The sequence below is a fragment of the Parabacteroides sp. ZJ-118 genome, from assembly GCF_011038785.1.
In the GTDB taxonomy this organism is placed as follows: domain Bacteria; phylum Bacteroidota; class Bacteroidia; order Bacteroidales; family Tannerellaceae; genus Parabacteroides.
This window is the reverse complement of record NZ_JAAKDT010000001.1, coordinates 1-20,263: the sequence shown is the minus strand read 5'-3', so window position 1 is coordinate 20,263 and position 20,263 is coordinate 1. Positions and strand designations below refer to the sequence as shown.

The 20,263-nt window shown below is 44.6% G+C and carries 18 protein-coding genes; 16 read left to right on the top strand and 2 right to left on the bottom strand.

Annotated features, from left to right (window positions below; genetic code table 11):
* Window positions 1-67 precede the first annotated feature (67 nt).
* Complete coding sequence (locus G7Y39_RS00090; protein WP_165153854.1) at window positions 68-1,339, top strand: ATP-binding protein; 1,272 nt, start codon at window positions 68-70, stop codon at window positions 1,337-1,339.
* Window positions 1,340-1,350: 11 nt separating this feature from the next.
* Window positions 1,351-1,923, top strand: coding sequence for a DJ-1 family glyoxalase III (locus G7Y39_RS00085; RefSeq protein ID WP_165153845.1), 573 nt, complete (start codon window positions 1,351-1,353; stop codon window positions 1,921-1,923).
* Between the two features lie 99 nt (window positions 1,924-2,022).
* Here the strand turns inward: G7Y39_RS00085 and G7Y39_RS00080 are convergent, their stop codons facing one another.
* Together G7Y39_RS00080 and G7Y39_RS00075 are read right to left on the bottom strand one after the other, a co-directional pair.
* Window positions 2,023-3,345 carry a Gfo/Idh/MocA family protein gene (locus G7Y39_RS00080; protein WP_165153843.1) on the bottom strand — a complete coding sequence of 441 codons (1,323 nt, stop codon included), beginning with the start codon at window positions 3,343-3,345 and terminating at the stop codon, window positions 2,023-2,025.
* Between the two features lie 4 nt (window positions 3,346-3,349).
* The gene (locus G7Y39_RS00075) at window positions 3,350-4,840 is read right to left on the bottom strand and encodes a cobyric acid synthase (RefSeq protein WP_165153841.1); all 1,491 of its coding nucleotides are present in this window, start codon (window positions 4,838-4,840) and stop codon (window positions 3,350-3,352) included.
* 66 nt (window positions 4,841-4,906) lie between these two features.
* Between G7Y39_RS00075 and G7Y39_RS00070 the strand changes: the two genes are divergently transcribed.
* The 14 genes from G7Y39_RS00070 to G7Y39_RS00005 all read left to right on the top strand — a co-directional run bounded on the left by G7Y39_RS00070 (window position 4,907) and on the right by G7Y39_RS00005 (window position 20,080).
* On the top strand, window positions 4,907-5,845 hold the full coding sequence (locus G7Y39_RS00070) for a site-specific integrase (RefSeq protein ID WP_165153839.1): 939 nt from the start codon (window positions 4,907-4,909) through the stop codon (window positions 5,843-5,845).
* 499 nt (window positions 5,846-6,344) lie between these two features.
* Window positions 6,345-7,454 carry a transcription termination/antitermination protein NusG gene (locus G7Y39_RS00065; RefSeq protein ID WP_165153837.1) on the top strand — a complete coding sequence of 370 codons (1,110 nt, stop codon included), beginning with the start codon at window positions 6,345-6,347 and terminating at the stop codon, window positions 7,452-7,454.
* Between the two features lie 42 nt (window positions 7,455-7,496).
* Window positions 7,497-7,886, top strand: a complete 390-nt coding sequence (locus tag G7Y39_RS00060; protein ID WP_165153835.1) for a hypothetical protein — start codon at window positions 7,497-7,499, stop codon at window positions 7,884-7,886.
* Window positions 7,883-8,548 (top strand): sugar transferase, encoded by a 666-nt coding sequence (locus tag G7Y39_RS00055; RefSeq protein ID WP_165153833.1) that lies wholly within the window; start codon window positions 7,883-7,885, stop codon window positions 8,546-8,548. The genes G7Y39_RS00060 and G7Y39_RS00055 overlap by 4 nt, the downstream gene beginning before the upstream one ends.
* A gap of 47 nt (window positions 8,549-8,595) precedes the next feature.
* Window positions 8,596-9,357 carry a DNA-binding domain-containing protein gene (locus G7Y39_RS00050; protein ID WP_165153831.1) on the top strand — a complete coding sequence of 254 codons (762 nt, stop codon included), beginning with the start codon at window positions 8,596-8,598 and terminating at the stop codon, window positions 9,355-9,357.
* A gap of 508 nt (window positions 9,358-9,865) precedes the next feature.
* Window positions 9,866-11,311: a lipopolysaccharide biosynthesis protein gene (locus tag G7Y39_RS00045; RefSeq protein ID WP_165153829.1), complete on the top strand. Its 1,446-nt coding sequence runs from the start codon at window positions 9,866-9,868 to the stop codon at window positions 11,309-11,311.
* A 16-nt stretch (window positions 11,312-11,327) separates the two neighbouring features.
* On the top strand, window positions 11,328-12,473 hold the full coding sequence (locus G7Y39_RS00040; protein WP_165153814.1) for a glycosyltransferase: 1,146 nt from the start codon (window positions 11,328-11,330) through the stop codon (window positions 12,471-12,473).
* Window positions 12,474-12,545: 72 nt separating this feature from the next.
* Entirely contained in the window at window positions 12,546-13,802 is a 1,257-nt protein-coding gene (locus tag G7Y39_RS00035) for an EpsG family protein (RefSeq protein ID WP_165153811.1), read from the top strand.
* An 11-nt stretch (window positions 13,803-13,813) separates the two neighbouring features.
* Window positions 13,814-14,920, top strand: a complete 1,107-nt coding sequence (locus G7Y39_RS00030; RefSeq protein WP_165153808.1) for a glycosyltransferase family 1 protein — start codon at window positions 13,814-13,816, stop codon at window positions 14,918-14,920.
* 242 nt (window positions 14,921-15,162) lie between these two features.
* Window positions 15,163-15,501 carry a serine O-acetyltransferase gene (locus tag G7Y39_RS00025; protein ID WP_165153805.1) on the top strand — a complete coding sequence of 113 codons (339 nt, stop codon included), beginning with the start codon at window positions 15,163-15,165 and terminating at the stop codon, window positions 15,499-15,501.
* Window positions 15,502-15,557: 56 nt separating this feature from the next.
* The gene (locus G7Y39_RS00020; RefSeq protein WP_165153802.1) at window positions 15,558-16,709 is read left to right on the top strand and encodes a glycosyltransferase family 4 protein; all 1,152 of its coding nucleotides are present in this window, start codon (window positions 15,558-15,560) and stop codon (window positions 16,707-16,709) included.
* Complete coding sequence (locus G7Y39_RS00015; protein ID WP_165153799.1) at window positions 16,700-17,800, top strand: polysaccharide pyruvyl transferase family protein; 1,101 nt, start codon at window positions 16,700-16,702, stop codon at window positions 17,798-17,800. Before G7Y39_RS00020 ends, G7Y39_RS00015 begins: the two co-directional genes overlap by 10 nt.
* Window positions 17,797-19,017: a Coenzyme F420 hydrogenase/dehydrogenase, beta subunit C-terminal domain gene (locus tag G7Y39_RS00010; RefSeq protein WP_165153796.1), complete on the top strand. Its 1,221-nt coding sequence runs from the start codon at window positions 17,797-17,799 to the stop codon at window positions 19,015-19,017. The genes G7Y39_RS00015 and G7Y39_RS00010 overlap by 4 nt, the downstream gene beginning before the upstream one ends.
* A gap of 25 nt (window positions 19,018-19,042) precedes the next feature.
* The gene (locus tag G7Y39_RS00005; protein ID WP_165153793.1) at window positions 19,043-20,080 is read left to right on the top strand and encodes a glycosyltransferase; all 1,038 of its coding nucleotides are present in this window, start codon (window positions 19,043-19,045) and stop codon (window positions 20,078-20,080) included.
* Window positions 20,081-20,263 lie beyond the last annotated feature (183 nt).

The window sequence follows — 20,263 nt, the reverse complement described above, 5'->3', positions numbered from 1 at the left end:
AACCATTGTAAATAAAAAAATAATAGTTACTTTTGCCCGATACGCAATTAAACTTAATGTACGGGCTATGGGGAAATATGACCTCCTTTCCAAAGAGGAGTTGATTCAAAGGATTGAGAGATTAGAAGCCGATCTGGAAAAAGCCACTTTGACACCATCTCCAAGCGATGACAAGCTTGGAATGCATCAAAGTCAACATACGATCAACTTCTTAAATATCTTGATGGATACGATCTTGTCGAACGTATTTGTGGAGATCTCGGTGAAAGATATTTTCAACGGTTTCCGGTATATCTATTTTAATAAGGCGGCGGAAGAGTTCATGGGAGTCAAGGCGGAGGATGTCTTAGGGAAGACGGATTTCGAGCTTTTCCCCGATTCCAGGCGGGCGCACGAGATCCGAACGGAAGATTACCATACGATCAAAACGGGACGTATGGTAAAGGAAGTGGTAGAGTATGAGAAACCGAATGGAGAGGTGAGGATCGTGAATATCGTGCGTTTATTGATCACGAATCCGGATCCGGGAGCCTCGCCTCTGTTATTGGTCATGCTGAATGACATCACGGAGCGACGTCAGGATCAGTTGAAGCTGATGAAAGTACAAGAGGCGGATAAGATGAAAAACGCTTTTATCGCCAATATGAGCCATGAGATCCGGACCCCGCTGAATGCTATCGTCGGTTTTGCCCATCTCGTGACGGAAACGACTGATGCCAACGAGCAAAAGGAATACTTCTCGATTATAGATAAGAATTGCGATTTATTGTTGAAAGTGATCAATGATATCCTGGATTTGTCGAAGATCGAGTCCGGTCGGTTAAACTATAACGTGTCGGAAGTAGAGTTGAGGGATATTTGTCAGGAGGCCTATGTGGTACAATCCTTGAAGATGTCTTCCGTTGTGGCATTGGTATATAACTCGGTCGCCATGCCTTCCGTTCGTCTGTGGACCGATCCGCACCGGGTGGAACAGGTCTTGTTAAATCTCCTGTCTAATGCCATTAAGTTTACCTCCAAAGGTTTTATCTCGCTTTTTTATGAGGTGGAAGATATGTTCGTACGTGTCTCTGTCATGGATACCGGAATCGGGATATCAGAGGATAAGCTGGAGTCTGTTTTCGAGCGTTTCGTGAAACTGGATGATTTTTATCAAGGGGCTGGTTTGGGATTATCGATCTGCAAGATGATTGTAGAGCAGTTGGGTGGCGAGATCGGTGTGCGATCAGAGCTTGGCAAAGGTTCCACTTTCTGGTTTACCTTACCGTTGGTTGTTACGGATAAGGCTGTTGTGGAGAAGGATGATCCTTCTGTTTTGAGTGAATATCAACTATACTAAATAAAAGAGAAATGAAAAATGCGGTTATCTTTTTAGCGACAGGCTTTGAGGAAATAGAAGCCTTGGGTACGATTGATGTTTTGAGGCGCGGTGGTGTACGGGTTGTGATGGTATCCATTACGGGTGACCGTTTGGTGATGGGTGCTCATGATATTCCGGTAATGGCTGATTATCTGTTCGAGGAGGCGGATTTCAGTTGCGTCGAAGCCTTGATCCTCCCGGGTGGAATACCCGGAAGCAACCATTTAAATGAGCATGTCCATTTGAGAGAATTAGTCAAGGAAAAAACGGAAGAAGGCGTATTAATCGGCGCTATCTGTGCCGGGCCGATGGTTTTAGGCAGTCTTGGATTGCTACAAGGAAAAAGGGCTACCTGTTTTCCTTTCTTCGAGCCAACAATGGTAGGCGCTATTCCTACGGAAAATGGGGTAGAGCAAGATGGAAATATCATTACAAGCAGGGGACCGGGCTTTATGTTCGAGTTCGGCTTGGCGATCTTGAGGAATCTGAAAGACGAGGAAATCGCTCTGGAAGTGGCGGATGCCTTATTGTACGACGCTTTGTTACATGGGGCAAAGCACTAAGCTTGATATTAAAACCCCTCGGGAGAATGAATGTCTTAGAGGCATTCTCCCGAGGGGTTTTTGTTGTAAAGAGGTTCCCTTGACGTTATGCCGCGATTGTTACAATTTAGGCAATTCCCAAGGTGCCCGGTAATAGGCTTTCGACAGGGCGGTAGCTTCGTTATCGCCGACGAACAAATTGTTTTTGTCATCCCAATGGACTTCCCGTTGAACCCGGCAGGAGATATTCGCCAAATGAGCCATCTTCGCTACGCGGGCACCGATAGCGACATCGGCGTTCGGAAGTTCGCGGCTTTTAATGCAACTCAACATGTTTCCCACATGATTATAAAGCCCTTTGCCTTCCCCTTTCTTGAAAGGAACGGCTTCCATGCGGGCTACGTTATTGGATACGACCGGTATGACTTCCCAACCGGCTCTGTCGAGTACCATCGTACCGTTCTCCCCATAGAACGCTAATCCTTCCTTCCGGTTATAGAGTCCGTGATTGATCCCGCAGGCGTGATCCCAAATGATCGTAAAATCTTTGTAAGCGTAAGTTGCCATTAACGTATCGGGTGTCTCCATAGCGTCGTCCGGATAGGCGAACTTGCCGCCGCTTGAGAATACACGGTTGGGAAGACCCGCGTTCATGCCCTCCAAGGCATAATCCAATAAATGTACGCCCCAGTCCGACATCAAGCCTCCCGCATAGTCCCAGAAGAAACGGAAATTATAATGAAAGCGATACGGATTGAACGGACGTTTGGGAGCCGGGCCTAGCCACATGTCATAATCCACTCCGGCGGGAGCGTCGCAATCCGGTTTGACCGGAAGTGTCGGTTTGCCATCTTGGTAAGCCCATACCTTGACCGTACGGATTCGTCCGATATTTCCGGCTTTCAAGAAATTAGCCGCCTCGTCCCAATGCGGGTCGCTACGTTGCCATTGGCCTACCTGTACGATCCGGTTGTATTTACGAGCGGCTTTTTCCATCAAATTACATTCCTCGATCGTATTGGAGAGCGGCTTCTCTACATATACGTCTTTTCCCGCTTGGCAAGCCCAGACCGTCGGAAGGCAATGCCAATGGTCCGGCGTACCGATAATGACTACGTCTACGTCCTTGTTATCGATGACTCGCCGCCAGTCCTTGTATAAATGAGGTACTTTTTTCCCTGTTTTCTTCTCAACGTCGGCAGCCCGTTTGTTTAACCATTCGTCATCGACATCGCAAAGAGCCACGCATTCCGTCTCCGGATAATCAAGAAAAGTATTCAAATCCCCGTATCCCATACTGCGGCATCCGATGAGGGCTACTTTTACTTTGTTGCTGGGGGCGGTTTGTCCGTATACGGAGGAATACGATTTACCGGTAAGCGGCGATAAAGTAAGTCCGGACATGATAAGCCCGGTTTTTTGCATAAAAGTACGTCTGTTCATGATATTAGTGTTTAATACTGTCATAAATATATTCCATATCCACATGCTCCCTTACGAGGGCGGCGAGTTTATCATACTGCTCTTCCTTAAAAGCGGCATAATCGAAAGGACCCGCAGTCGTTTCCGTGTCAAAGCCCTCGGCCAAGTTGTCCAATACGGCCGGATTGTCAAGGATACCATGCATATAACTTCCCCAGCATCGGTTGTTGAGGTAATATCCGTCCGTTCGTCCGTCTTCCAGCCGGGCTACGGGCTGTTCGGGGGCGTCGCCCAATAGGCTGGTTCGTCCCATATGTATCTCGTATCCTTTACAATCCCTATTCTCCGAAGAGGGGAGGAACGCGAAGTCGCTTTGTCTCGTGATCTTCTCCTGCTCGATGACTGTGCATTGAGGCAGCAGACCGAGACCGGGAATCGCCGGGATATTTCCCTCGATACTTTCCGGATCTTCCAATCGGACTCCCATCATTTGATAGCCACCGCAAATACCGATCACCTTTTTACCCGCTTTATGTGCCCGGATAATCGCCATCGCTATCCCATTGGCCCGTAGGCTTTGTAGGTCCGATAACGTATTCTTTGAGCCGGGGAGCAGGATGATGTCGGCTTTCTCTATCTCATCGATATGATTGGTGTAATACGGATTGAAGCGAGGGTCTGTCTCCAATACATCAAAATCCGTGAAATTAGACATTCGTCTCAGCAGGATGATAGCTACATTGATTTTCCCGTCCTTATAGGTATTGTTTTTCATATCCAACGCTACGGAATCCTCTTCCTCTATCTTGATATCCCGAAACCATGGGATTACGCCAACCACGGGAATCCCGGTCAATTCCTTTAACAGGCTCCGTCCTTCCTCGAATAAGGAGGCGTCTCCGCGGAACTTATTGATGATAACCCCTTTCATCAAGGCCCGTTCCTCCGGCCGTAACAGGGCGATCGTTCCATATACGGAGCCGAATACGCCGCCCCGGTCTATATCCGCTACTAAGTAGGTAGAGGCTCCGGCCGCAATCGCCATCCGCATATTGGTGATATCCCGGTCTCGCAGGTTTAGTTCGGAGATGCTTCCGGCACCTTCCAATACGATCGGATTATAGCGAGCTTCCAGACGGTTGAAGGCTCTGACAGCTTCCTTGAATAGCTCCTCCTTCTGGTTTTGTATCCCGAAATAATCTTTGGCGGACATATTGCCGACAGGTTTTCCGTTTAATACGACTTGCGAGCTTTTGTCATTTGTCGGCTTTAGTAATACCGGGTTCATATCCGTATGCGGGGAAATGCCGCATGCCTCCGCTTGTACGACTTGCGCCCGGCCCATCTCGCCGCCTTCTGGGGTAGAGTAGGAATTGAGGGACATATTTTGTGCCTTGAACGGTGCCGGTTGATAGCCATCTTGCTTGAAAATACGGCAAAACGCCGCATTGATAACGCTTTTACCCGCATCCGAGCAGGTTCCGACAAACATAATCGGTCGTAAGTGTCGCTTCATCTGTATCGATTTTATTTACACGGTACACAAAGGTAGTATTTTTGGCTTTTTTATTAAGGAGAAAATATGAAAAAAGAAGAAGAAGATTTTGTTATGGGCATGCTAGTCTACATAGCTTGTCTGCGTGAGAAAAAGCGGTATTCCACGGCGAAGAGTTATCAAGATGCGTTGAACTCGTTCCGGAGGTTTTGCGGCAAGGAGAGGATACCTTACTCTCATATTAACAGGGACACGCTCTCGCGTTATCAGTCCTGGTTGTTGGACAGGGGATGTTCCATGAATACGGTGTCGACCTATATGCGCCGGATCCGTCACATCTACAACATAGCCGTGGAGGCGGGCGAGGCACCCTTTGTACCTAACCTGTTCAAAGATGTCTTCACGGGCGTGGAGAGCAAGCGGAAGAGGGCGTTGCCTTCGGGAAGTTTGTGCTCGTTGATGGGGACCGCGGAAGTCGAGCCGGAGATGCGGAGAACCCGGCTGGCCTTTAGCCTGATGTTCGCGTTCAGCGGTATGGCGTTCGTGGATTTCGCCCATTTGAGGAAAGAGAACATCAAGGGCGGGGTCTTGTCGTACCACCGACAGAAGAGCGGGTCCCTCATCCGGTTGGAGATCCCCGCCGAGGTACGTCACCTGTTGGACGAGCTGGCGGCTTGCACGGACAAGGGGTCACCTTACCTGTTCCCATTCCTGAGCGGGAAGAAAACGGGCGAGGAGGCCTACGTGGAATACAACAAGGCCCTGTACCGTTTCAACCGCGACTTGAGGTTGTTGGCGGAGACTTGCGGCGTGGACGAGCCGGTCACCTCTTACACGATCCGCCACTCGTTCGCCACGACCTTGCGGGAACAGGAGGTACCGATCGATGTGATCAGCGAGTTGCTGGGGCACACGTCCATCAAGACCACCCAGATCTATTTGAAGAGCTTTTCCTTGGAGCGTCTGTCGGCGGTGAACCGGGCCTGTTTCGGGAGCGTGTACAAGCCGGTATCCGGGGCTGGGTAAGGGATTTAGCTACTCGGGAAGTAGCGTAAAAGCTCGTATTAGGGGAAACAGATGGCGCAGACCGGGCAGATGGACCGGATATTTATTTTTTTATCTATAAAATCCACGTCCATCCGCATCATCTGCGTGCCACTTCAAGGTCTTGGATGAATAAAGGCAAAAGGGGAATCCCTTCTGCCCGGATTGTCATGTCCATGAGACAACAAAAAAGGCAGAATCACACATGTGTTTTATGAAATTAGGCAGATCGCCCCTAAGAAAAAGAAAGTTTTCTCCTTGGAAGGCTTGCCTATTATCTTTTTTTGCTACATTTGCGCCGTGAAAGAATACGCTACTTCCCGAGTAGCTTAATATTCTCGGGCGATGGTAATTTTCAGAGATGCCATAATTGAATACGTAAAGTGTTGTGTGTCAAGGATAAACGGGATCGTCTTGGCAGGGCTTTGAATTGCCGTTCGCCTTGGGAGGTCCTGGCATAATCAGGGGGGAAAAGAGAATCATGTCGATAAATGCTTTGAGGAACGATTGCCCGGATAGGGGCATGGCGCAGGTTCGTAAGCGTCAAGACCTGAGAACCGTTCGCTGGTATGTGCTGACGCTCCCTACCGCCGCGGGTGGCAGGCGCGACAGGATCAGCCCCTCGAGGGGGCTGGACGTGGAGCTTTCCCGGCGCGAGCGTCGCGGGGAGACGTTGTTCGAGTATTTCGCCCCCTCGTACGTGGAGGTGAGGAAGGTGGGCGGCAAGCTGGTCAACACGAGGCGTCCCCTGCTGTTCAACTACGTGTTTATCCGCTCCTCCGTGGAGGAGATCTTCCGGATGAAGCGCACGCTTCCCCTGTACAATTTCCTGCCCCGGATCTCTTCCGGAGACGCGGCCCGTTTCCCTTACCTGTCGGATAGCGAGATGGAGAATCTGCGTTGGGTGGCGAGATCGTATTCCAATGAGCTTCCCGTATATGTCCCGGACAGCGGCCGCCTGCTGAAGGGGGACCGCGTACGCATCACGTCCGGCTATTTCGCCGGGATGGAGGCGGAGGTGGTGATCCAGCCGGGCGGCGGTCATAAGGATGTCATGGCACGTATCCTCGATTGCATGTGGGTTCCCCTGTTCGAGGTGAAGCCGGGCGAGTATGAGTTGATCGAGCTGAACACCAAGGGCAAGCACGCCTATACCCACCTGGACAACGACCGCCTGCGGGAGGGCTTGCACGATGCCTTGGGGCGTTACCACGCCTCCGGCAGCGTAGCGGAGGGGGATACGCGCTTGGCGCGTGAGGTGTTGAGATCCTACGGCTCGCTCCGCGCGGAGACGGACGTGATGCGTTGCAAGATCTACTCGTCGCTCCTTTCCGCCTACAAGCTGTTGGGCGAGGAGGATGAGTTCGTGCGCTTGCTCGCCACGATGCGCGGCATGCTCCCGGCGGTGAAAGCGCCGCAATCCCGCGCCCTGTTGCTGGTGACGCTCTACGGTTGCACGGACAGCAGCGTCTACCGGCAGATGGCGCACGATTTGGTGGATCCGTGGAGGGTTGAGTCCTCACCCAAGAAGAGCAAGCAGACTTTAATCCGTCGGTTGGCCGATTACGACCGGTGGCTGAGGCACGGATAGCGTTGATCGCTTAAATCATAAATCAACAATCATAGTCAAAACATGTCTTCCCTTCCTTCCGGCGTCCGTTTGGTGAGGTTGCTGAACGAGCGTTTGGCAGAGATCATGGATCGCGAGCGTGCGAACCGAAACGCGATACACCTCTATTGCACGGGACCCTATTGGGTGGCTTTCGAGCGCTCGGCCTACCAGTTGCGCCGTGCGTTCCCGGACAGCGAGATCACGCCGATGCGCCTGCTCGGCTACCCGTTCCCGGTGGTGATGGTCTCCGTGACGGATCGCTCGTTCCGTGCGTATGCCCGCAAGCACATCTTGCGAAGAGACGACATGGATTACAAATTATTAACCGCATCCCAACTCTCCCGTGAGGACTACCAAGCATGGCACGCCGGCGAGGTGGAAGGGTTGCCTTCATTAAGTGAGATCGTATGAGTGAAGAGAGCAGTGTTCCTTTCGAGAAAAGAGAGGGAGAGAGTCCGGAACGATTCATCCCGGATGGGATGAACGCCTTCGAGCGTAACGTGAAGCGTATCGGGGATTGCTTTTTGGCCTTGATCGCCTTGGTCGTATTCTCTCCTTTGTCCTTGATCTGCTACATCGCCGTAAGGCGCGAGGATGGCGGTCCGGCCATTTTCAAGCAGGAGCGAATCGGCCGTTTCGGCCGCCCGTTCAACATCTACAAGTTCCGCAGCATGCGTTTGGACGCTGAGAAGTTCGGCCCCGCTCTTTACAAGGGAGGAGCGGATCCTCGCATGACCCGCGTGGGCAAGTTCCTGCGTGAGCATCATCTGGACGAGCTGCCCCAATTATGGAATGTCTTCGTCGGTGACATGTCCTTTATCGGCCCTCGTCCCGAGCGAAAGTTCTACATCGACCGGATCATGGAGCGTGATCCCCGCTATCGTTATCTGTACCAGATCCGTCCGGGCGTGACCTCCTACGCCACGCTTCACAACGGCTATACGGACACGTTGGAGAAGATGCTTCGCCGTCTGCGCTACGACCTGTTCTATCTGGAGCACCGCTCGTGGTGGTTCGATTTCAAGATATTGGTGAAGACGTTCTTGAACATAGCGTTCGGGAAGAAATTCTGAAAATATAAAGGAGAGGCAATTCCGCCCCTCCGTTAAAACAAAGAACTATGAAGAAAGTATTGAAAGGCTGGCTCATCGACAATTCGGTGACCACCGACAACAAGACGGACAAGATCTTGTTGCTGGCTTCGGCCGGAAGTTTAACCCTTGACGACGTGCTGGAGGAGATGTACAAGCAAGACACCGGCTTGCGTCCGGAGACGCTGCGTCACTCCGTGACGCTCTACCACCGAATCGTGATGGATTTGGTCTTGAACGGTTACAGCGTGAACACGGGCCTGTTCCGTGCGGTTCCGCAACTGACCGGCGTGGTCGAGGGCGGCGTATGGAACAAGGAGAAGAACTCCATCTACGTCTCCCTGACGCAGGACAAGGTGTTGCGCGAGGAGATCGCCAAGACCTCCGTGGAGATTCTCGGCGAGAAGTCGAATATCATGTACATCCTCGAGACCGAGGATAAGAAGACGGGCTTGAAGGACGGCAGCGCGACGGCGGGCCGCAACCTCTTCGTGCGCGGCGCGATGCTGAAGGTGGTGGGCGACGACGAGTCGGTAGGCGTTACGCTGACCAACGCGGCGAAGGCCGTCACGAAACTGACGGACGACCTGATCACGATCAACAACCCCTCCTCGCTTACGTTACTCTTGCCGGCTGATCTGGCGGAGGGCGAGTACACGCTGACGGTGACGACGCAATACGCCAACTCCGGTCATTTGCTGAAAACGCCCCGTAGCGTGAGCACGCAGATTTGGGTCGGCGGCAAACCCACCGAAGGAGGTGACGATAGCGAGGTCCCGGGCGAGATTTGATAGATTTGGGAAGTCACTCTTCCCTTATCGGGGAATAGTGTCTTCCCTTATCAGGGAAAGGTGGTTTCCCTGGTAAGGGAAATCATCTTTCCCAACCTGGCTCTATCAAGTCAGTGTGGTTATGTGGACATCAATATATAAAGAGCACATGTTGAAGCTGGAAGAAAATACTTTGAGAAAGTGATGCAAGACTACAATCAGCATCGCAAAGGTCGCAGCCTGAGAAAGTACTGCAAGGATGAAGGGGTTGACTATGCCTGGCTCATAGAGTACAGTAAGCAGCCTCTTTAGCTCCTTAACGGGTCCAGAGTGACTACTTACGATTCATTTCAATTAGAAAGAGTCGTATAATTGAATGATATAATTAAAATATACAGACATGAATATCGCTGTAGTAGGCACGGGCTATGTAGGCTTGGTATATAGAGAAGGGGGTAAGAAGGACGGTGGATTGGTACAAGGAGTTTTATGGGAATAGAGGGGGGATTTGCAATTAGATGCTAATTTTATGGCAGTAGATAATAAGAAACGAGTTTTTAAAGGCTTGGCTTGGAGTGGTATAGAACGATTTTCCGCACAGGGAGTTAATTTTGTTTTTACATTTATTATTGCTCGCCAATTACTCCCTTCTGATTATGGTTTAATTGCCATGTTGGGGATTTTTGTGGCATTAGCGCAAACATTTGTTGATTCAGGATTCCTTAATGCGTTAGTTCAGAAGCAAGATAGAACAGAAGTGGATTACTCGACTGTGTTTTATTTTAATATTGTTGTAGCCATACTGATTTATTTGTTATTAATCTCTTTGTCTGATAAAATTGCTTCATTTTATAACCAGCCGTTGTTGACCGATTTAATAATATGGGTATCTATCAATTTTGTGATAAGTTCTTTTGCTACAGTCCAAAAGGCGATTTTGACTATCGACTTAGATTTTAAACGACAGGCTTGGATTTCTTTATCCTCTGTCTTTATAAGTGGAGCTGTCGCGATGTTTATGGCCTACAAAGGATATGGAGTATACACTTTGGTACTCCAAGGGATCATTAAGAATTTGATAAATGTCTTATTGTTATGGTTCTCTTCTTCATGGAGGCCTTCGTTGGTTTTTTCTATTCAATCATTTAGAGGATTATTTGGTTTTAGCTCGAAAATATTATTGGGTGGATTTATCGCTAATATATATACTAACTCTTATACATTGTTGATCGGTAAATTTTTTCCAGCTTCTGATTTAGGGCTATATAATAGGGCTGAGACTATCTCTAAGTTTCCCGCATACAATTTTACTAATATATTAGTTCGAGTCTTTTATCCGATTGAATGTGAGTTGCAGGATGATGCGGAAGCCTTGCAAGGTAAATTTTATGCTTTCCTCCGTATGACTTCGTTTGTGGTTTTCCCTATTATGCTTGGTCTCTGCGCGATGGCAGAACCAATAGTTAGGTTGACACTTACGGATAGGTGGATGGATACAGTTCCTTTTATACAAATAATGTGTGTGGCCTATATGTGGGATCCTATAATGAGAATGACAGTAGATTTGTTAAATGTCAAGCATAGAAGCGACTTGACTTTAAGAGCAGAAGTGATTAAAAAAATAATCGCATTCTTAATCCTTTTTTTGTCTCTTAGAGGAGGTTTGATAGTTGTTTGTTTAGGATTGATTTTTTATTCTTTTTCGGATTTGTTAGTTGTGACTTATTTTGTACGTAAATTACTTCCTAAAGTCTCTTTTAAACAAGAAATGATAGTCTTGTTTCCTGTCTTTCTTAAAGCTAGTATTATGGGAATTAGCATGTATTCTCTTAAGTGGTTAGGGTTAGACGATCTACCTCTGTTGCTATTAAGTATTCCAGTTGGGATTATAGTGTATATAGGCATCTCCTTGTTGACTCATACTCCAGAAAGTGAGTTTGTGGTTAATAAAATGAGAAATGTGATATATAAATAGAAATTAATAAATTAATATGAATATCCTTTTTGTTATTCCTGGAAGTTTTAGCCCTTCTCTAGGAGGAGTAGAGCGTGTGACTGATCTTCTCGCAAGAGAATTTCTACAAAGGAATCATAAAGTTTATTTCCTCTGTACATATAGTGGATTAGATCACTCAAATTCTGCGGTGGATGTTTTTTGTTTGTCACGAGCGCAAGAATCTGTATTTAGCGATCGTTCCGTATGTGAATATCAAAAGATATTGGAAGATAATAAAATTAAGATTGTTATAAATCAAAAGCCTTTGTGTGAGGACGGCTTGTTTATATTGGAAAATACTCCATCCTCTGTGAAAGTTGTTTCTGTATATCATTCTAAACCATTTGGCGATTATTTGGCAAAGTTGATAATCTGGAAAAGAAAAGGTATTATGGGGAAATTTGTCTCTTTATTTTATAGATATAAGATTCAACAAACGAAGCATATATTTAGAAAAATTATCGATAAATCGGATTGTTTGTGTTTATTGTCTGGCTCCTATATAAAGGAACTTGGTAGATTTTTAGATTTAGAGGACTGTAAAAAGTTACGGGCGATCAATAATCCCAATATATTCGATCATGGAAAGAATTCTCTTTGTTATTCAGCTAAGGAAAATGTGTTGCTTTTCGTAGGTCGTTTGGCTTTTTTCCAAAAAAACACCTTGGAATTTATAAAGGTTTGGGAAATTGTCAGTAAAAATAATCCTTCTTGGCGTGCGGAGATTGTGGGAAACGATACTGGATGTCAAAAAGAACATGATTATGTAGAGAAAAATCGGATAAAACGTTGCGAGTTTGTCGGTTATGTTCAAGATGTATCTTCGTATTATGAGAAAGCATCAGTCATTTGTATGACTAGCCATTACGAGGGATGGCCAATGGTTCTCATTGAAGCGATGAGTAGAGGATGTGTTCCAGTTGTTTATAAAACATTTAGTGCTATTCATGATATCATCACGGATACGAATGGGATATTGATTGAACCTTATGACATAAATTCTATGGCTCGAGGCATTCAATATTTGATAGACAATCCGCATGTGCGATCAAGAATGGCAGTTTCGGCAGTGGATAGTCAAAGAAAGTTTGATGTGTCATCTATTGCAGATGAATGGGAAAAATTGTTTGCTGATATATAGGCCAATGAAATTATGCAAATATGATATCAGATATTGAGCAATGTTTATTGAATCAAATTACTGTAAGGAATAATGATTGAAAATTCACATACTGCAAGGAGTCTGAGTCATGGAGTTAATGACCTGCCACTGAAACTTGCCCTTTTTGTGGTTTGGCCTTTCGGTGCGTTCTTACATTCGTTATTTAAGAATCCTGCGTCGAGATCTTCTTATTGCATATATTGGGGTGTGGGACTTCTTTTTTGTTGGTCTATGTATTATAGTCCGTCTAATACTTTTTATATTGATTTAATATTGACTGTAGAACATTTTTATGAAACCCATTTAACTTTTGAACAATTACTGGAAGAAATAAAGAAAACTTTGACAATGAGTGTTGGAGCCCATCCAGACTTTTATAGACTTATTATTTATTGGTTGACAGGAAATATCTCTACTAATTTTCATTTAATGTATGTTATCGCAGGTATTCCTACTCTTTATTGTATGCTCAATTCTTTGAAATACATTATAGAAGATAAGAATTTTAAGGCAACAGTATATGGATATATTCTTATGCTGCTTTTTGTGTTGCCTAGATCTATTTTTCATGTGCAGAATTTTAGATATTTTACTGCGTTTTGGATTTGCGTGTATTGCTCACTCTGTTATTTTCGTACGAGATCAAAGAAATATTTGTTTGGCTTTGGGGTGCTACCATTTATTCATTATTCTTTTTTACTTTTACTCTTCTGCCTTTTTCTTTTTTTCTTTTTAAAGAAATATCCTAGGTTTAGTAAGTGTTTATTCTATGTATCTATTCCATTTGCATTGATTCCTTTCGATTTTTTGCTTCAGAGTTTTGTTAGTCTTGATATTTACCCACTTCTTTTTAATGATAAAATTGGACTATATCTTTCAGATGATATGAACGATAAACTAGGAATTTATGCCAATGGTTTGCGATCGTTGTTTAAGGCTATAAATGTGATTATCTTGGTCTTTACAACTTTATATATGTTGAATCGGGTAGAGAAACAAAAAACACATTCATATCTTTATTCTCTATTTTATTTCTCTATGATTTGTCTATCTGTGTTTGGTTTTATAAATGTGATACCTGTTTTAGGCGAACGTTTTTTTTTGTTGAGTAGAACACTCTGCATATTTTTATGGTTCAAGTTAGTTTTTCCAAAGCATAAGAAATTTCTATTTGTTTTTTTGCTAGGATCCGCTTTAGATATTTATACGGATGCTGGATTGTATATGAAAGTGTTGTCTCCAGATTTCTTTTATTCTAATATGGTGAGTTTAATTGTTAAAAATATAGATATTTCCTTTTATAATTAGTGTATTTGGTCATGGTAAGAGTTTTACATGTTAATAGAAGTATGCATCGCGGAGGGATCGAAACGTTTGTCATGAACCTTTATCGTACGATAGATCGCTCTGAAATTCAATTTGATTTTCTTTTGAATCAGTTGGATGATGATTATAAAGATGAGATAGAACGATTAGGTGGTCATATTTACATCATACCTCCTAGGAGTAAAGGCTTTTATAAATATTATCGAAACCTAGATTCCTTTTTTGAAGAAAATGCGCATAGATATAATGCGATTCATTTGCATGCTAGTTCCTTAAGTTTGATATCTCCTTTGTATTACGCTAAAAAATATGGTATAAATAATCGAATTATACATTCTCATAGCTCGAATCAATCAGGTGCTTTACATTATGTATTGCATAATGTGAATAAACTTTATATTCGAATATTGGCAACGGATTTCTTTGCGTGTAGTGATAGTTCTAAAGAATGGATGTATAAATATACCGGAAGAATGGATTCTGTTAAAATTATAAATAATGGAATTATAGCTAATGATTTTAGATATAATGAATCTGTTCGAACAAGAATAAGACATTTGTTAAATATTAAAGTTGACGAATGTGTGCTTGGACTTGTCGCAAATTTAATTGCTGTTAAGAATCATAAGTTCTTAATAGATATATTTGAGGAATTTCAGTTAATAGTTCCAAATAGTAAATTGATAATAATTGGTGACGGGAAGTTGCGAGTTCAAATAGAGGAGAAAATAAAGGAACTCGGGTTATCCATTAAAGTATTGTGTTTGGGGAAGAGGAGTGACATTCCTGAACTGTTGCAGGCTATGGATGCGTTTGTTATGCCTTCTTTATGGGAAGGTCTACCTCTTTCTTTGGTGGAGGCACAAGCTGCCGGATTGCCTGTCTTTTGTTCTGATACTATATCTTCAATGAGTAAAGTTACGGAAAATTATTATTCACTTTCGTTATCCTGTTCTGCAAAAGAATGGGCTAAGTTTATTGCGAAAACACTGATTGGATTTATTCGAGAGGATATGGTTTTTAAAATTATTTCTTCGGGATTTGATATTCGAACATCGGCTCAATACTTGGCAGAAATATATAGAAATAATCTTGATTGATAATGCTTGGATCATATGATACAGACTAAAGAAGACTATAAAGAGTATCGGCGTATGGACGATGCACGATACGTGAAAAGCAAGCACCCTTTTTTGTTATGGCTGATGGGTGGGGATGAGAACTCTCATATGCGTTCGTTTATGCGTACACTGAGACGTTTAGAATATTATACGAATGTTAAAACTTGTATAATGGGGGGGTGATTCGTGCCTTTCTAACCTATAAGCATAGGCGTAATTGCATGAAATATGGAGTTTTTGTCCGTCCAAACAGTTGCGGTCCGGGTTTACGTATCGTACATATCGGGGGGATCCATTTGAATTGTACCAGTATGGGAGCTAACTGTACGGTGACACAAGGAGTTGTGTTGGGGAATAAAAACTTGCCGGAGAACCGACCAGTCGTGGGGGACTATGTCGAGCTGACTTTAGGTTGTAAAGTGATTGGAGGGATCACAATTGGAAATAATGTGATAGTGGCTCCTAATTCTGTAGTTGTTAAAGATGTGCCCGATAATTCTGTCGTTAGCGGAGTCCCTGCCCGTATTATTAAGCATAATGACAAGAAAGTCGGTATTTGATCTCTGCCGAGATGGCTTTTTGATCACAATTTTCTAGAAATTAAATAGTATTCATTATGCATATACTTTTCTCCTCCACCGCTACGGTTGATCGTTACGGGGGGAAGTTTTACAATAACGCCATCAAGGCAGCATTGCCGCGTTATCATTATTTGGGTGAACAGATTACCTGCCTGGCCTTTGAGCGGGAAGTAGACCGTGTGAAGCAGGAGCTTATAGAGGATCCGGGTGTGGATTTTGTCTTCTTGAAGAAGGTGAACACGATGAGATCTTTGCTGGTAGACAGACTGGAGAATGAGCGGATTATCGAATGGGAGGTGTTAGCTTGCGACATCTGCGTAGCGCATGTACCCTCGTTCTTGGGTGACACGGTAGCTCGTATCGCCAAGAAGCATGGAAAGCCTTGCTTGAACGTGGTGGTGGGTTGCGCATGGGACGCTTATTGGAATTATAGCTGGGTCGGGAAACTTATGGCTCCCTTTCGTTATCTCTCGTTACGTCGGGTACAAGCCGATGCCGCCTATTCGATCTATGTGACGAATGATTTTTTGCAGTGTAGGTATCCTACTAGAGGGTACTCTATAGGATGCAGCGATGTGAATATCACGACTGGTGATGAGACTGCCTTACAGAAGAGGTTGGAGAAGATTGCCGTTAGGAGAGATATTTTGAAATTGGGGACGGTGGCTGCCGTGAATGTACGTTACAAAGGGCAAGAATATGCGATCAAGGCGTTGCGGAGATTGAGAGACTGCGGCATTGATATCGAGTATCATCTGGTAGGTGGCGGGGATAATACGTTCCTTCGTTCGTTGGCAGATAAATATGGGGTTGGTGACAGGACGTTTTTTCATGGTTTGATTCCTCACGACCAAGTCATTCCTTTCTTGGATGAGATGGATCTATACATCCAGCCTAGCAAGCAAGAGGGACTGCCTCGTGCCTTGATCGAGGCGATGAGCCGGGGATGTCTCTCTCTAGGTTCTCGGACGGCCGGTATACCAGAATTATTGGATAAGAAATATGTTTTCCGTAGGGGAAATGTAAGCGATATTGTCCGTATCCTTTCTAAAGTCGATAAGAATACACTCAAGGAACAAGCCTTGCGTAATTTCGAGGTGGCCAAGCAATACGACCGAGATCTGCTCAATAGGAGAAGGTGTGAGTTTATGGACTTGTTTAGGAAAGAATGTGGAATATGCGAATAGGTATCCTTACACATTACGATGTAAACAATCAGGGTGCCCAATTGCAAATGTATGCTACATATATGCAGTTGAAACAGCTGGGGCATGAACCTGTGGTATTAACTTACAAGAAGAATTATGATTTTGAGCCGCAACTGGAGAAGCGCAATCAGATAACAGTGGCATCAGTCCCTTATATTATCAAACATTTTCTGTTAGAGAAAGGCGTGAGACTTACATGGCATAATGTCCGAAAATATTTGGTCAATAAGAGGTTTCGTGAACAAAATTTTCGTAGCGACTGTTATTGCTCGGCTTCGATAGATGCCGCTTTGGTCGGAGCTGATGAGGTCTTTAGTTTGGAACTGGGGGTGAATATGATGATGTTCGGTCATGGTGTGAATACGGATAATATGATCGCCTATGCACCATCGAGCGGACAGACCGATCTGAATCGGATCCGTCAATTTCATTGTGAGGAGCTTATTGGAAGCGGCTTGAACCGTTTTAAGGCATTGTCTGCTAGGGATGAGAGGACTAGAAAAATTATTCATGAACTGACCGGGAAATTTGCGGAGTTGGTATGTGATCCGGTGTTATTGTATAAGTTCCCATTAGATACCTATAAATTACCTAAAGGAACACCCCGGAAGGATTATATGGTAGTGTATTCTTACGATGCTCGTTTTGTGAGCCCTTCAGAGATAGCGGCTGTGAAGGAGTATGCGAAGAAAAATCGTTTGTTGATCGTTTCGCCGGGAACGTATCATGGATGGTGTGATGTTAATATCGTTTGTAACGCGTTGGAATGGTTGAAATGTATTCAGGGGGCGAAGGTCATTGTCACGGATACTTTCCATGGGGTTATAGCCTCAGCTATCACGAATAGACCCATGGCTATTTATTACAGTAAGACCGTTAATTCTTCGAAGATGTTGGATTTGGTAAGCCGGTTGGGGTTGCGAGAGCGTCTGCTTGGGGAAGTCACTTTCAAGGAGTTGGAACGGGTCTTGTCTGTTGATGTTGATATGGTGGCTCTGAATGAGCGTATCGATGATTATCGACAAAAATCGATCACTTATTTAAAAAACGCGCTAAGCATTGTGAAATGAGAAAGAATATCTTAGCGGACTCGCAAATATCATGTACCGGATGCGGGGCTTGTGTGGCTAGTTGTCACAAAAAAGCGATTACTTTATCGATCAATGAGGAGGGTTTCTATGCTCCTGTGGTGGATGGTAATCTCTGTGTGGATTGTGGAGCTTGTCAAAAGGTTTGTTACCGTTTTATCGCCTTTACTAACCATACTTGCGAAATGCGGGATAAAACTGTATATGGAGTCTATTCCTCCAATCAAGTGATACAACATACAACAACCTCGGGAGGCTGTGCATATGAGTTATCTTTATGGGGCATAGATCATGGATATAAAATAATGGGGGTAATCTATGATTATGAGAAGGATCAAGCAAAAACTGTTTTAATAAGCCAGCAGAAAGATTTGGAATTGTTGAAAGGGTCAAAATATATTCAAAGTGATACCTCGGAAGCCTTTGCCCTATTATTGGAGGAGGCAAAAAAAGATCAATCGCAAAAGTATATTTGTATAGGTACTCCTTGTCAAATATTTGGATTAAGGCAGTTGATACGACGGCATCACCTGGCTAATGAATTAATATTGGTCGATTTGTTTTGTCATGGTGTTCCTTCCTATAATGTATGGAAACCCTACATCTCTCAAAAGCGAAGAGAACTTGGTAAACTAAACCAAGTGCAGTTTCGCCACAAAGGGAATGGATGGCATCAATATACGATTCGGTTATTAGGAGAGAAGGGTATATATAGTGAGTTTGCCTATAAAGATATGTTTTATCGTTATTTTTTTGATAATGTAGCGTTGAACACCTCATGTTTTACTTGTGCCTTACGTAAGGAATATGTAGCGTCCGATCTTCGTTTAGGTGATTTTTTGGGGGGAGCCTATGAACAGCGGGAAGACGGTGTATCCGCGGCGCTGGTAGCTACAGATAAGGGGGATTGGTTATTGAAAGAGTTGGCCAAGGAGAAACGTATTATTATTGATAGGGAATGGCTGTCTACTGATTGCCTGAAAGCTCAAAGTACTTGTGATTATTTGAATTTGTATCTAAGAGATAAGGTTATAATGAAATTGAGAGATGGTGAGGATTTAGGTAACGTTCAACATTTTTATTTCCGATACTTGCCATTCAAAAACCGTTTACGATCGTATTTTAAACGACTGGTTACCTTCTTGCCCCCATCTATGTTAATGATTATTCGACGTTTCTACAGAGCATTTTTTTCTTAGTAAAAAGAGATAATCTTGTTGAATTATGCGCATCCTCCAACTAATAACCCTCTCCGAGCTCGGAGGGGCTCAGTCTGTTGTAGTTAATTTGGCGAATCAATTGAGTGAGATCGGCCATGAAGTGATAGTCGCCGCCGGCGAAGGTGATGGCAAGATGTGGTCTATGTTAAGACCGGAAATAGAGCAGGTGCGGTGCAAGTATCTGAGACGGGCATTATCTCCGTTGAATGATTTCCTTGCGATCGTTGATTTCCTGGGGATTTATTGGAAATGTAAACCCGATGTCATCCATCTGCATTCCTCGAAGGCGGGGATGTTGGGACGTGTGGCTTTCCCTTCCGGGAAAGTGATTTATACGGTTCATGGCTTTGACTCTATTCGCCTTGCTTATCGTAAGTTCTTGCCGATTGAGCGGTTTATGCAGCGGGCGTGTAAGGCGATCGTTGGGGTAAGCCGCTATGATGAGCGACTTTTGAGGGAAGAAGGGATAACGCATAATGTGAGTACCGTTTACAACGGCATTAAGAAATTACAGCCATTGCAGGAGGATCCGTTTGCCCATATCGTTGGCTATAAGGCTAAGGTGTTGTGTGTCGCCCGGTTGTCCCCCCAAAAAAAAAGTGACTTGTTTGTGGAGATCGCTCGGAGTCTTCCGGAATATGCTTTTATCTGGATCGGGAATCAGCATGAGGTGGATGGTGGTTTGCCTGGGAATGTCTTTTTTATGGGAAATTTGCCGAACGCGGGTGCTTACAATCAATTTGCGGATTTGTTTATACTGCCAAGTAATTATGAGGGACTTCCGATGGTGATTATTGAGGCGATGAGTTTTGGATGTCCTGTGGTAGCCTCTGATGTAGGGGGTATCAGCGAGATCGTGGTTAATGATTGGAACGGATATACCGTAGAGAATAATGTGCGATCATTCGCTGATAAAATAAAGTATATTTTGGAGAATAGGGCCGTTTGCGAACGGTTCTCAAGAAATGCCAAGGAGCAATTCGAGAAGAAGCTGACCGTTGAGGAAATGGCATCTGCTTATATTACGATTTATCGTTCATAGACAAATAGTCTTGTAAAATAGAGGGGCGATATTCTACTTCCCGCTTATGAGAAGTGGAATATCGCCCTTTTTATATCAAACCTTATCTGTATGTGGGCAAGTTTCATTATCTTTGGTGCGAATCAAAAACCGAATCGATATGACATTAATCGCGAATCCTATTTATGACTCCGTCTTCAAGTA

Excerpts from the sequence above, each read along its gene's own strand:
- G7Y39_RS00090 (WP_165153854.1), top strand. The coding sequence starts at position 68 with ATGGGGAAATATGACCTCCTTTCCAAAGAGGAGTTGATTCAAAGGATT.
- G7Y39_RS00085 (WP_165153845.1), top strand. The coding sequence starts at position 1,351 with ATGAAAAATGCGGTTATCTTTTTAGCGACAGGCTTTGAGGAAATAGAA.
- G7Y39_RS00080 (WP_165153843.1), bottom strand. The coding sequence starts at position 3,345 with ATGAACAGACGTACTTTTATGCAAAAAACCGGGCTTATCATGTCCGGA.
- G7Y39_RS00075 (WP_165153841.1), bottom strand. The coding sequence starts at position 4,840 with ATGAAGCGACACTTACGACCGATTATGTTTGTCGGAACCTGCTCGGAT.
- G7Y39_RS00070 (WP_165153839.1), top strand. The coding sequence starts at position 4,907 with ATGAAAAAAGAAGAAGAAGATTTTGTTATGGGCATGCTAGTCTACATA.
- G7Y39_RS00065 (WP_165153837.1), top strand. The coding sequence starts at position 6,345 with ATGTCGATAAATGCTTTGAGGAACGATTGCCCGGATAGGGGCATGGCG.
- G7Y39_RS00060 (WP_165153835.1), top strand. The coding sequence starts at position 7,497 with ATGTCTTCCCTTCCTTCCGGCGTCCGTTTGGTGAGGTTGCTGAACGAG.
- G7Y39_RS00055 (WP_165153833.1), top strand. The coding sequence starts at position 7,883 with ATGAGTGAAGAGAGCAGTGTTCCTTTCGAGAAAAGAGAGGGAGAGAGT.
- G7Y39_RS00050 (WP_165153831.1), top strand. The coding sequence starts at position 8,596 with ATGAAGAAAGTATTGAAAGGCTGGCTCATCGACAATTCGGTGACCACC.
- G7Y39_RS00045 (WP_165153829.1), top strand. The coding sequence starts at position 9,866 with ATGGCAGTAGATAATAAGAAACGAGTTTTTAAAGGCTTGGCTTGGAGT.
- G7Y39_RS00040 (WP_165153814.1), top strand. The coding sequence starts at position 11,328 with ATGAATATCCTTTTTGTTATTCCTGGAAGTTTTAGCCCTTCTCTAGGA.
- G7Y39_RS00035 (WP_165153811.1), top strand. The coding sequence starts at position 12,546 with ATGATTGAAAATTCACATACTGCAAGGAGTCTGAGTCATGGAGTTAAT.
- G7Y39_RS00030 (WP_165153808.1), top strand. The coding sequence starts at position 13,814 with ATGGTAAGAGTTTTACATGTTAATAGAAGTATGCATCGCGGAGGGATC.
- G7Y39_RS00025 (WP_165153805.1), top strand. The coding sequence starts at position 15,163 with ATGAAATATGGAGTTTTTGTCCGTCCAAACAGTTGCGGTCCGGGTTTA.
- G7Y39_RS00020 (WP_165153802.1), top strand. The coding sequence starts at position 15,558 with ATGCATATACTTTTCTCCTCCACCGCTACGGTTGATCGTTACGGGGGG.
- G7Y39_RS00015 (WP_165153799.1), top strand. The coding sequence starts at position 16,700 with ATGCGAATAGGTATCCTTACACATTACGATGTAAACAATCAGGGTGCC.
- G7Y39_RS00010 (WP_165153796.1), top strand. The coding sequence starts at position 17,797 with ATGAGAAAGAATATCTTAGCGGACTCGCAAATATCATGTACCGGATGC.
- G7Y39_RS00005 (WP_165153793.1), top strand. The coding sequence starts at position 19,043 with ATGCGCATCCTCCAACTAATAACCCTCTCCGAGCTCGGAGGGGCTCAG.